This window comes from Stutzerimonas stutzeri (assembly GCF_000590475.1).
Classification (GTDB): domain Bacteria; phylum Pseudomonadota; class Gammaproteobacteria; order Pseudomonadales; family Pseudomonadaceae; genus Stutzerimonas; species Stutzerimonas stutzeri_D.
This window is the reverse complement of record NZ_CP007441.1, coordinates 4,217,490-4,229,069: the sequence shown is the minus strand read 5'-3', so window position 1 is coordinate 4,229,069 and position 11,580 is coordinate 4,217,490. Positions and strand designations below refer to the sequence as shown.

Annotated in this window: 12 protein-coding genes and 1 riboswitch; of the genes, 5 read left to right on the top strand and 7 right to left on the bottom strand. The window is 61.9% G+C overall.

The window, feature by feature from the left end; translation table 11 throughout:
- Nucleotides 1–4 precede the first annotated feature (4 nt).
- A riboswitch (S-adenosyl-L-homocysteine riboswitch) is annotated at nucleotides 5–157 on the bottom strand.
- Between the two features lie 91 nt (nucleotides 158–248).
- On the bottom strand, nucleotides 249–1,502 hold the full coding sequence (locus CH92_RS19225; RefSeq protein ID WP_025243387.1) for a cation:proton antiporter: 1,254 nt from the start codon (nucleotides 1,500–1,502) through the stop codon (nucleotides 249–251).
- Between the two features lie 318 nt (nucleotides 1,503–1,820).
- On the opposite strand from CH92_RS19225, the gene CH92_RS19220 reads away from it, so the two are divergent.
- The gene (locus CH92_RS19220) at nucleotides 1,821–2,255 is read left to right on the top strand and encodes a hypothetical protein (protein ID WP_025243386.1); all 435 of its coding nucleotides are present in this window, start codon (nucleotides 1,821–1,823) and stop codon (nucleotides 2,253–2,255) included.
- 72 nt (nucleotides 2,256–2,327) lie between these two features.
- The gene (locus CH92_RS19215; RefSeq protein WP_025243385.1) at nucleotides 2,328–2,774 is read left to right on the top strand and encodes a c-type cytochrome; all 447 of its coding nucleotides are present in this window, start codon (nucleotides 2,328–2,330) and stop codon (nucleotides 2,772–2,774) included.
- A 23-nt stretch (nucleotides 2,775–2,797) separates the two neighbouring features.
- Here CH92_RS19215 and CH92_RS19210 read toward each other — a convergent pair whose 3' ends face one another.
- Nucleotides 2,798–3,178 carry a DUF1090 family protein gene (locus CH92_RS19210; protein ID WP_025243384.1) on the bottom strand — a complete coding sequence of 127 codons (381 nt, stop codon included), beginning with the start codon at nucleotides 3,176–3,178 and terminating at the stop codon, nucleotides 2,798–2,800.
- Nucleotides 3,179–3,239: 61 nt separating this feature from the next.
- Nucleotides 3,240–4,910, bottom strand: coding sequence for an NAD-dependent DNA ligase LigB (gene ligB, locus CH92_RS19205; protein WP_025243383.1), 1,671 nt, complete (start codon nucleotides 4,908–4,910; stop codon nucleotides 3,240–3,242).
- Nucleotides 4,911–5,286: 376 nt separating this feature from the next.
- Here ligB and CH92_RS19200 point away from each other — a divergent pair, with 376 nt between their 5' ends.
- The 3 genes from CH92_RS19200 (at nucleotide 5,287) to CH92_RS19190 (ending at nucleotide 7,602) form a co-directional block, all read left to right on the top strand.
- On the top strand, nucleotides 5,287–6,216 hold the full coding sequence (locus tag CH92_RS19200) for an ABC transporter ATP-binding protein (protein ID WP_025243382.1): 930 nt from the start codon (nucleotides 5,287–5,289) through the stop codon (nucleotides 6,214–6,216).
- Nucleotides 6,213–6,974 carry an ABC transporter permease gene (locus CH92_RS19195; RefSeq protein WP_025243381.1) on the top strand — a complete coding sequence of 254 codons (762 nt, stop codon included), beginning with the start codon at nucleotides 6,213–6,215 and terminating at the stop codon, nucleotides 6,972–6,974. The genes CH92_RS19200 and CH92_RS19195 overlap by 4 nt, the downstream gene beginning before the upstream one ends.
- Nucleotides 6,975–7,038: 64 nt before the next feature.
- On the top strand, nucleotides 7,039–7,602 hold the full coding sequence (locus CH92_RS19190) for a DUF2780 domain-containing protein (RefSeq protein ID WP_025243380.1): 564 nt from the start codon (nucleotides 7,039–7,041) through the stop codon (nucleotides 7,600–7,602).
- 63 nt (nucleotides 7,603–7,665) lie between these two features.
- Here the strand turns inward: CH92_RS19190 and metK are convergent, their stop codons facing one another.
- From metK to CH92_RS19170, 4 genes are all read right to left on the bottom strand, one after another.
- Nucleotides 7,666–8,856 carry a methionine adenosyltransferase gene (gene metK / locus CH92_RS19185; RefSeq protein WP_025243379.1) on the bottom strand — a complete coding sequence of 397 codons (1,191 nt, stop codon included), beginning with the start codon at nucleotides 8,854–8,856 and terminating at the stop codon, nucleotides 7,666–7,668.
- Between the two features lie 15 nt (nucleotides 8,857–8,871).
- A complete protein-coding gene (locus CH92_RS19180; protein ID WP_025243378.1) occupies nucleotides 8,872–9,873 on the bottom strand; it encodes an ArsR/SmtB family transcription factor in 1,002 nt (333 codons plus the stop codon).
- Between the two features lie 79 nt (nucleotides 9,874–9,952).
- A complete protein-coding gene (locus CH92_RS19175; RefSeq protein WP_025243377.1) occupies nucleotides 9,953–10,555 on the bottom strand; it encodes a LysE family translocator in 603 nt (200 codons plus the stop codon).
- Entirely contained in the window at nucleotides 10,552–11,448 is an 897-nt protein-coding gene (locus CH92_RS19170; protein WP_025243376.1) for a TauD/TfdA family dioxygenase, read from the bottom strand. Before CH92_RS19170 ends, CH92_RS19175 begins: the two co-directional genes overlap by 4 nt.
- Nucleotides 11,449–11,580 lie beyond the last annotated feature (132 nt).

The window sequence follows — 11,580 nt, the reverse complement described above, 5'->3', positions numbered from 1 at the left end:
TTTATGCGAATGGGCGCCGTTGATGCGTATGGTTAACGCCCCATCCGAGCCTGACAGGTGAAGCCTGATCTGGACTCGCTATGCCGCGGCAGTTCAGCCGCGCGGCCCGCAAGATCCATCACCGATTTTCATTCCTGCTGCAGCGCCCCTCGGACAGGTGGCGGGCACGGCCGAGCGGTGTCGGCGGTGTGAAGCCCGGCGATTATAGCCGTGACTGCGAGCAATCCCAAGCCCGGCGCGCACCTGCGTCAATGGTCGCCTGCGCTGTCACGCGTGCAAATATGGCGGACCAGTCGCCCGATGCTCAGGCCCTGAACCAGAATCGAGAACAGCACCACGAGATAGGTGATATTGAGAAGCAGGTTTCGCTCCTCACTGGCCGGCAGAGCGAGCACCAGCGCAACCGAGATGCCGCCACGCAGTCCGCCCCAGGTCAGGATGCGCACCGTGCCGTTGGGTAGCGCGCGACCCAGTGCGCGCAGCAATAGCGCAGGTGGGCCCACGGCGACCAGGCGCGTGCCGAGGATCAGTAACGTCACGCACAAGGCGATCAGCAGGTACTGTGCACTGAATGGCAGCAGCACCAGCTCCATGCCGATCAGCACGAACAGCACGGCGTTAAGTATCTCGTCGAGCAGCTCCCAGAAGTTGTCCAGGTTTTCCCGCGTGTGTTCGGACATCGCGTGGCGGCGACCCTGGTTGCCGATGATCAGCCCGGCCACCACCATGGCGATCGGGCCGGAAACGTGCAGGTGGGTCGCCAGGGTATAGCCGCCAAGCACCAGCGCGAGGGTCAGCAACACCTCCACCTGGTATTGGTCGATGCTCTTGAGCAGCGCGAAGGTCAGCGCGCCAAGCAGGCCGCCAAGCAAGATGCCGCCTCCGGCTTCTTCGAAGAACAACCAGACGGCCTCGCCAGCCCCCGGCGCTTCCCCCCGCGCCAGTACGCCCAACAGCACGGTGAAGACCACTACAGCGACCCCATCGTTGAACAGCGACTCGCCGACGATGGTGGTCTCCAGGGCTTTTGGCGCACCCGCCGAACGCATGATGCCGAGCACGGCGATAGGGTCGGTCGGCGAGATCAGCGCACCGAACAGCAGGCAGTAGATCAATGGCGGCTGTAGCTCGAACAGGTCGAGAATGTACCAGGTGCCCAGCCCGATCACGGCGGTGGAGAACAGTACGCCGACGGTTGCCAGCAGGCCGATCGCCCAGCGTCGGGCACGCAGATCGGCCAGGTTGATATGCAGTGCGCCGGCGAACAACAGAAAGGACAGCATGCCGTCCATCAACAGATGATTGAAATCGATGCGCCCGACCAAAATTTCGATCTGCTCCTCGATCGAGGGCAGCCCCAGCACCGCCAGTCCGTGCAACAGCACCGAGAACACCAAGGCGGTGGCCATTACGCCGATGGTCGGAGGCAGGCCGATGAAACGGTAATTGAGATAGGCGAGCAGCGCCGTGAGGCTGATGAAGATGGCCGACAGTTCGAGCATGAATTCCGGATACCTTTTCGCAGGTGAGTTAGGCAGTGGACTGGACATCGATGCAATTGGTGCCGGGCAGCGCTGCGAACCGCGGCAACCCAGGCGAGGCAAGACCGGCGGCGGAGCGGCAACTACTGCAGGCTGGTCAGCCCCTCGCTCATGCGTAGCCGCGCCCGTTGGGTGCCGGCCTACTGAACCGCAGACGCCCGGCGTCCGCTGCTATCCTCGGCGCGTCTCTGGCGGGGATACCCGAACGTGCTCGCGAGCGGGCGGTCAAACGGAGAGCTCTGGTGAATCTCGCCGGGCGAAACCACAGGAGCCGCCAGCATGAACCTCTTGTTCCGTTCCGTTCCGCTTGCCCTGGTCGCCGTGTTCAGCCTGCCGGCTGCCGCCAACTCTTGCTATGTCAGTGCCGATACCTCTGGCGCCGTTCCACCGCCGGTTGTGACAGAAAAGTGTTTCGAATACGAAGGCGTGGACGACAATTCCATCGATTGGGTGTGTCAGGACAACGAGGCGATCAAGAATTCCCACCGGGAAATTCGGGACAGCTGTCCCGCAGGGCATTTTGGCGTCTGCACTGCCGCGCTGACACCGGAAACCCTGGCCAACGAACGCGCCACCGGTACCCAGGCGGATAACGGTACCCTGCCGACCACCGTGCCCGAGGAGGCCCGGATTGTCACTTACCACTATCAGGCGACTGATCGCGCCCAGGCCAAGATCGACTGCGAGAGCGCGGGCGGTGAATGGTCGCAGTAGCCTCGAGGCGTTTGGTGAATCGGTCGCCTGGGTAGATAATCGCCGGCCATCGTAGTCCCGAGTGGTTGTGCCATGAAACTGATGCCGTTGTGTGTGTCTCTGATCGCCGTCCTTGCACTGGCCGGTTGCGACCGCATCGATCCCAATTCGCCGCTGGGTAAGCGCAAGGCGATCTACCAGCAGATGCTCGACACCAAGGAAGACCTCGGCGGCATGCTGCGTGGTCGGCTGACGTTCGACCCCGAGGGCTTCGTCAGTGGCGCGGCAAAGCTGGACGAGCTATCGCGCCAGCCCTGGCAGTATTACCCGGAGGTCAAGGAAGAGCAGAGCGAGGCCCGGGATGATGTCTGGCAACAGCAGGAGCGCTTCAACCAGCTGGCTCGCGAGTTGGAAGCGAACACAGCCGCGCTGGTCGCGGCGACGGCTCAGGGGCAGGTGACCGCTGGCAGCGTCGGATCCGCATTCCAGCGTGTCGAAGACACCTGTGAGGCCTGTCATAAGAAGTTTCGCAACTATTGATCGTCTGGTAACGCACCCGGCTGTCAGCGTTTGGCCGCTTCCAGTGCGCGGCGCGCCTGATCCAGGCGCCGCTTGCTGATCTCGATGACCTGCGGATCGCCGGTGCTCAGCGCTTCGCGCAACTGTGCCTCACGTATCGTTGCCAGGTGCGTCGCGCGTTCGATTTCGTCGTGATTGGATTGCACCGCAACGACACCGCGGCAGCGCTCGGCGAGGCCATGCAGCCTTGCTTCCAAGGCGACGCGCTGGTTGGTGTCATCCATCAGGCGCGCCTCCTTGATTTGCTCGCTGATGCGCTCGCGGGTTTGGCTGCACGCGGTGTTGGCTTCGGGCGCTGCCAGGATTTTCTGAGTGCCACAGAGGCTGAATAACAACAGCGCCAAGAGGGTTCGCCGGTCGGCCATGCCTTCATCCTTTTTTCTTATTCTCGATGTCGTATGACTGGACTCGATCAGCGAAGTGCCGTCAAAAGCCGGCTATCCCGGTCTCGTGTAGCTGCTGCCGGAGACGAAGGACCTCCGGTGTAGAAAAGAAAGCGCGCAGCTGTCGGGCACGAGTTGCGCCGATTCCCGGCCTGGCTTGCCATTGCTCCGGGCTGGTCGCGGCGAGGCTATCCCAGTTGTCGGCGAGCTGAGTGTCGCCGGTGGGCGGCACACCCAGCGCCTGCAGCCACGCCGTAAAGGGGCGCTCTCGGGCTAGCTGAAAACTGCTCGCCAGGCTGCTGGCGCTGGCTTCGCCAATGCCGGGGACCGATTGAAGACGGCGTTGATCGAGTTGCAGCCAGTCGAGCAAGCCCGCGACCAGACCGGACTCCACCAGGGTTTGCCAAGTCCCTGGTCCGAGTTGCGGCAGGTCCAGCCCTTTCTTACCGCTGAGCCAGACCAGACGCGCCACGAACTGCTGCTCGCAGCCAGGGCTGGCCTGCCAGCAACTGAGCGCGTGGTACGCATCAGCGGCAGGGGCGTCGACCGGTTGGCGATGTTGCGCGCGCCAAACCACCCCCTCGTACCGAGGAATGGTCAGGCCGGCCAAGGCGATCGCGACCTGATCGTCGGGGCGGATATCCGCCTCCTGCCAGCGCGGCAGGGAGCCGAGGCTGACGCGGCTGATACGCCGGTCGTCGAGCTGCAACGGATCCAGCTCCAGTACCGGCGTGATCTTGCCCGTGCGACCGATGCTGAACTGCACCTTGCGTACGCGGGCGACAGCCGTGCGCACCGGGTATTTCCAAGCAGCCGCCCAGTTCGGCGGCTGGGCTTGCCATGCACCGCTGTTCGGGCGTTCCCCTTGGCGCAATACGATGCCATCGCTTGCAAACGGCAGGGGATGATGAAACCAATGGTCCCGCCAGTGTGCGGCATGGGCGATCGTGTCGATGGGCATGGTCAGCTCGGCGCTTTGCGTGAAGCCCATCGCGGTCAATCCGTCCAGGCGTGCCTGCATATCGGACGGGCCGTTAGGCCAATCCCAGACGAAAAGGCCGATCCGTCTGGCGGTTGCCTGATCGAGCGTTTGGCGCGCCATCGCCCCGGCGACCCGACCGCGGGCGCCGACGCTGCCGGCTGTGGCCTGTACGTGGTGCTCGAGCTGCCAATAGAGTTCGCCCTGCAGGATGACTTCGCCAGCCAACGGCAGCTGCGACGGCACGGCCGGTAGCTGGCGGGCGCGGGCTGTCCAGTCCTGACCGCGGCTGCCATCGCCGCGGCTGACGGCCTGAACCAATGAGCTGTTTCGGTAGTGCAGCGTCACGGCGACGCCGTCGACCTTCGGCTGGATCCATAGGTCAGTGCGGCGGGCCATCCAGGCGGTCACGGCAGCGCGGTCGGCGAGTTTCGCCAGCCCGGTCTGGGCAACCGGGTGCGGCACGTCCCCCGTCGCGGTTGCCAGCGGGTCTGCCGGAGTGACTGAGCCTTGCGCAAAGCAGTCGTTCCAGTACCGCAGGCGGCTGCGCGCCTGGTCATAGACTTCATCGTCGACCAGGGCGATGCCTTGACGGTGGTAGGCATCGTCCCATTCGGCGAGTTGCCGCTGCAACGCACGGCTTTCCAGATCGGCACGTTCGGCTGTCCAGTCGGGGCATTGGGCCGAGGACAAGACAGGGGCGAGACACAGCAATAGCGTGATGATGGGGCGCATCGGAGCATCCTTGCTCGTTGGGGCCTTGCATTCTGCCAAGCGGGCCGCCACGGGACCGTGCGCTGGTGCATGTTGAGCCGCTCGCGGTCGCAAATCCATCCGGACGGCGCCTCACTTGTCGCAGCGATGAGAGAAGGGCGCTGGAGTGAACCATGTCTGCACACCGCGGCCAGAATCCGAGTGACCTCGTCGCGAAGCCGTGAGTGGATTGGTCGAACAAGCCCATTTTGAAAATTCGGTGATACGGCCTGTTCGTCAGGCTGCAGGTCCAGTCTTGCTGCTGTGTCGACGCATGATCGATATCAGCGGTATCGATTAGTGAGCTAATCACCTGCGTCGTACAATCGTCAGCCAATCTTTGCGGAGTGATTCATCAGTGCAGCCCGTGATTTCCATCGAACAGCTGAGCAAGACCTATGCGTCCGGCCATCCGGCGCTGAAAAAGATTGATCTGCAGATCCGCAAAGGCGAAATCTTCGCGTTGCTCGGCCCCAACGGGGCGGGCAAGACAACACTGATCAGCATTGTCTGCGGCATCGTCAATCCGGGCAGCGGCCGGGTGCTGGTGGACGGCTACGACATCATCGGAGACTACCGTCAGGCTCGTTCGAAGATCGGCCTGGTGCCGCAGGAACTGGTCAACGAGGGCTTCGAGAGCGTCTGGGCCACGGTACGCTTTTCCCGTGGTTTGTTCGGCAAGGCGCCGAACGATGCCTATCTGGAGAAATTGCTGCGCGACCTGTCGCTGTGGGACAAGAAGAACGCGCGGATCATCGAGCTCTCCGGTGGCATGAAACGCCGCGTGATGATTGCCAAGGCGCTGTCCCACGAGCCGAGCATCCTGTTCCTCGACGAGCCCACCGCCGGCGTCGACGTCGAACTGCGCCGGGATATGTGGCAGATGGTGCGTGGGCTGCGCGAGCGCGGCGTGACCATCATCCTGACCACCCATTACATCGAGGAGGCCGAGGAGATGGCCGACCGCATCGGGGTGATCAGCAAAGGCGAGATCATCCTGGTGGAGAACAAGCAGGTGCTGATGCACAAGCTCGGCAAGAAGCAGCTGACCCTGCATCTGCAGCGGCCGCTGGATGAGATTCCGCCCGAACTGGCCAATTATCCGCTGGAGCTGGCCGATTCAGGCAACCAACTGGTGTTCACCTTCGATACCCAGCATGACGACACGGGCATCGCCGACCTGCTCAAACGTCTCGCGGCGCATGGCATCGACTTCAAGGATTTGCAGTCGAGCCAGAGTTCGCTGGAGGAGATTTTCGTCAGTCTGGTAAAAGGCAGCCGCACATGAATTTTTACGCAATCCGTGCCATTTACCTGTTCGAGTTGGCGCGAACCTGGCGCACGCTGCTACAGAGCATCGCCACGCCGGTAATTTCCACCTCGTTGTATTTCGTCGTGTTCGGCTCAGCCATCGGCTCGCGTATGGAAGCGATGCACGGCATCCCTTACGGCGCGTTCATCATTCCCGGCCTGATCATGATGGCGCTGCTCACCGAGAGTATTTCCAACGCATCGTTCGGCATCTATATGCCGCGCTATTCCGGGACTATTTACGAGGTGTTATCCGCCCCGGTGTCGTACCTGGAAATCGTCATCGGCTATGTCGGCGCGGCAGCAACCAAGTCACTTGTGCTTGGCGTTGTGATCCTGCTGACGGCGCGATTGTTCGTCGACTATGAGATTCAGCATCCGCTGATGATGACGCTGTTCCTGGTACTTACCGCGGTGACCTTCTGCCTGTTCGGTTTCATCATCGGCATCTGGGCCGATGGTTGGGAGAAGCTGCAGATCGTGCCGTCGCTTATTGTCATGCCGCTGGCCTTCCTCGGTGGCAGCTTCTATTCCATCGAAATGCTGCCGCCGTTCTGGCAGAACGTCACGCTGTTCAATCCGGTGGTGTACCTGATCAGCGGTTTCCGTTGGAGCTTTTACGGCGTGTCCGACGTCAGCGTTGCGGTCAGCCTGGGCATGACACTGGGCTTTCTGGCCCTCTGTCTGGTAGCCATCGGGTGGATTTTCAAGACGGGCTATCGGTTGAAAAACTGATACCGTCCCCTTTCATTTTCTCCGCATTGCTGGTGCGGGAACGTCGTCTATCATCGAGGTATCTATGAAGCTCATCCCATCTCTCGCCATGTTGACTGCCCTCAGCCTGGCGGCAGGCTCCGCCACCGCCTTCAATCTCGGCGAAGCCGCCGGAGCGGTGTCGGGCATCACTGGCAAAAGCACTAACGCCTCGCAGACCCAGGCACTCAGCCTGGTCGGCCAGCTCGATGAATTGGGTGTTACGCCTGAGCAGGCGCTGGGCGGAAGCGGTGCGCTGTTGCAACTGGCCAAAGAGGAGTTGAGCAGCACAGACTATGCCGAGCTTGCCAAGTCCGTGCCCGGTATCGACAAGCTCACCGGTGACAGCGGCCTTGATCAGCTCAGCCAATTGGGTGCGCTGACCGGTTTATTGGGTAAATCCGACACCCAGGTGGATGCACAGGCCGCTTCGGCAGTCGATAGCGTAGAGAGCATGGCTGACGTCAATCAGGCATTTTCCGCACTGGGCATGGATGCCGGCATGGTCGGCCAGTTCGCACCCATGCTGCTGGAGTACCTTGGCGGCCAGGGGGTAGGTGGGTCGCTGTTGCAGAGCCTGGGAAGCATCTGGGGCGTCGGCGGCAGCTGAAGCAAGACAAAGGAAAGCCCCGCTCAGCTCGCGCTGGCGGGGCTTTTGCTTGCAGCTGCTTGTTTAAAGTCCCGCAGCAGCGCGCAGGGCGTCGGCCTTGTCGGTCTTTTCCCAGGTGAAGGCGGTGAAGGTGTCGCCACCGACCGTCATTTCATAGGGGGCGCGACCGAAGTGGCCATAGGCTGCGGTGGCCTTGTACATCGGGTGTAGCAGGTCGAGCATGGTGGTGATCGCGTAGGGGCGCAGATCGAAATGCTCGCGGACCAGGGCGACGATCTTTTCGTCGCTGAGCTTGCCGGTGCCGAAGGTGTTGATCGAAATCGACGTCGGCTGCGCCACGCCGATGGCGTAGGACACCTGGATCTCGCAGCGCTCGGCAAGGCCTGCAGCGACGATGTTCTTCGCCACGTAGCGACCTGCGTAAGCGGCCGAACGGTCGACCTTGGACGGGTCTTTGCCGGAGAACGCGCCGCCGCCGTGACGGGCCATGCCGCCGTAGGTGTCGACGATGATCTTGCGCCCGGTCAGGCCGCAGTCGCCCACCGGTCCACCGATGATGAACTGGCCGGTCGGGTTGATGTGGAACTGGGTGTCCTTGTGCAGCAGTTCGGCCGGGATCACGTGCTTGACGATCAACTCCATCACCGCTTCCTGCAGGTCGGAATGCTTGACCTCCGGGTTGTGCTGGGTGGACAGGACGATGGCGTCGATGCCAACCACCTTGCCACCTTCGTAGCGGCAGGTGACCTGGCTTTTGGCATCCGGGCGCAGCCACGGCAGCAGGCCGTTCTTGCGCGCCTCGGCCTGGCGCTCGACCAATGCATGGGAGAAGCGGATCGGAGCCGGCATCAGCACGTCGGTTTCGTTGCTGGCGTAGCCGAACATCAGGCCCTGGTCGCCGGCGCCCTGATCTTCCGGCTTGGAGCGGTCGACGCCCTGGGCGATGTCCACCGACTGCTTACCGATGATGTTGATGATGCCGCAAGTGGCACCATCGAAGCCGACTTCCGAACTGTTGTAGCCGATGTCGACGATGACGTCGCGCACCAGTTGCTCGAGATCGACCCAGGCGCTAGTGGTGACTTCGCCGGCGACGATCGCAACGCCGGTCTTGACCAGGGTTTCACAGGCCACACGGGCGTGTTTGTCCTCGGTGATTATGGCGTCCAGCACCGCATCGGAGATCTGGTCGGCGATCTTGTCCGGGTGCCCTTCGGACACGGACTCGGAGGTGAAAATCGAGTATTCGCTCATCTATCGGTTCCTAAATTACCGGTGGGTGAGTCGGCTGTCAGCGGCGGGCCGGGAAAAGTACCGGGCCTGGATCTGAAAACCGTTCTTCAAGCCAATGTAGAGGCTCTCGCCGGGCGTGAGCCCCGCGGCATCGGCCCAACGGGCCAGATCGTCCTGTTCGAAGCCCAACCAGAGATCGCCGCAGGCCTCCTTGGCCCAACTCTGGTTGTGGCTGCACAGCTCGGTGATCAGCAGGCTGCCGCCCACGTTCACTAGCCGTGCCAATTGCTTGAGTGCATCACCTGGCGCTGCCAGATGATGCAAAACCATGTTCAGCACGACGCAATCCGCAGCCGGACATTCGTCCTGCAAAGCGTCGGCAAGTTTCAGCTCGACATTGACCAGTGCGGCCTGTTCGCAGCGGGCACGCGCCAGTTCGAGCATGGCGGGGCTGTTGTCCACCGCCACCACCTGCGCGAATCGATGGGCCAGTTCAGGCAAAAAGCTGCCGTCGCCAGGGCCAACTTCGAGTGCCGTCGCCGAAGGTGCGAAATTCAGCGCATCGAGCAGGGCCACCACGCTATCGCGATACTGTGGCAGTCCAGCAATCAGATCTTGGCGCGCCCGAAAACTGCCCGCCATGCGCGTGAAGAAATCCTCGCTGGCCGCACTGCGCTGGGCATGCACCGCGGCGATTCGTGCCTGGACGTCGAATGGCAGCACCAATTGATCGACTTCCTCCAGTAAGGCGGCGTGCAGCTTGCCGCCAAGGCTGTCGCTCTGCGGCAGGGCACGGCGATAGAAAATCGCGTTGCCTTCGCGCCGGGTCGCCAGCAGGCCGGCCTGGGTCAGCACCTTCAAATGGTGGCTGATGCCCGATTGGCCGGTGGCAAAGATCTGCGCCAGCTCGAGTACGCCAAACGAGTCATTGGCCAGCGCACGCAGTACGTTCAGGCGCAGCGCATCGCCACCGGCCTTGCACAGGGCGGCGAGCTGATCGTTATCATCGAAGGAAATCTGGGGAATGCGCAGGCTCATAGGCCGCGCAGTCTAGTCGGTCGTTTTTCGTCCAGCAATGGCTGTATCAAAAAGTTTTGATATTGGATAAGCCTGCGGCTCAGTTCACCAGGCTGTTTACACCCATGCCACACGAGACGAGCCCGAGCCCCAGCAGGAAGAAGCTTGGCAGTAAATTGAGTACATTTTGCAGTCGCGCATGGCTGGCGAGGCGCCGCGCCGCCAGGCTGTAGGTAATCAGAATGGAAATATCGACCAGTGCCCATATCGCGATCAATGCCGCTGCCTGGGGCGCGAAGGGCTGTGCGGGAAGGATGAAGCCAGGCAGGAAGGCAAGGAAGAACAGAATGTCCTTGGGGTTCGATAGGCCGACCGCCATGGCGCGCCAGAAATAGTGCACATGCGACCTTGGCAGTTGCGGCTTTTCGTCATCGCCGCCGCACAGCCCGTCCGCGCCGAGCCAGATCAGGTAAAGGCCACCGAGCACCTGGCCCCATTCGAGAATGACGGGTTCCAGGTCCAGTGCCAGATAGATCAGCACCAGCGCTGCGACCAGTAAGATCTGAGCGGAGAGCACGCCGCCGAGAATGGTCCAGGCTGGCCAGCTGCGCCGCGCGTCGGCGATAACCAGTGCGACGACCGGGCCGGGGGAGGCGATCAGCAAGACGACCGCGGCGGCGAAGGCGAGGTAAGTGGCGTTCATAGTTCGGTCACCAGTTCGAATATGCGCGACTGTTTGCCCAGTTTTTCCGTATAGAAACGCAGGTTGCAGCTGGCGAAGGTGCGTTGCATCCAGCGATCGCTGCCATCGAAGCGGGCGGTGAAGGGGCTGCGCGCATGCGCGGTGTGGCGGTTATCGATGATCAGCAAGTCGCCGCAGCTCATACGCACGGGCTCTACAACTTCCCAGGCGAGGCTGCGCAGGGTATCGAGTGAGCGTTGGGCGCGGTCGCTGTAGGCGACCATGAACTGCGGATCGAAACGGAAAAAGGGCGCGTCGGGATCGCCATAGAGGACGGTCTGATGCTTGTTGATATCGATGCGCTGGTTCTTTTCCGTGGCGCCGTAATCGGAGAAGAAGTTGTACGGCTCGTTGAGGAAAAACGCCTGTTGCTCGTAGCTCAGCCGTTCGAGGATGCGATCGACCGACGCAATGTAGGTGATCGCTTCTGCTGCGGGATCCTGCCGCAGGCACAGCAGCAGTAGATAATCCGGCTGGACCGCGTGAAAGGCGTTTTCGGTATGCAGGTCGAGTTCGGTATCGAAACTGTCCGAGGTAGCGGCCCGCGATTGTGTCTGCTGCGGAAAGAAGTTATTGACGATGCCGCCGCCGGACTCCTGAACGTAGCCGATTGGCTCGCCCAGGAGGGCGGTGGCTTGCAGCAGCAGTCGTTCGCTGCTGTCGTCCGGTTTGCAGATTTCGGCGCGGGAGGCAGGGGTTGGAGGGATGTCGCCGACATCTGTGCCCTCCAGCAGTAGAAAGCCCTTCGGGTCGCCGAACAGCCTGAAGTTGAGAATCTGCGCAATCTGCTCCTGGCTTAGGCCACCATTGCTGATGCTGGCGGACAAAAGTAGGTCAAAGTTGCGATCGGACATGTCATTCTTCCCTGCATTTATACGAGGCGAGCGCCTCTTCTTATGGTGTTGATGCCATCGTGTTGCGGGCTCGGTTGCCGGCGCAGTATTGGTGGGGTTCGAGAGGGTGCAAAATGGAAAATACGTCCGTCT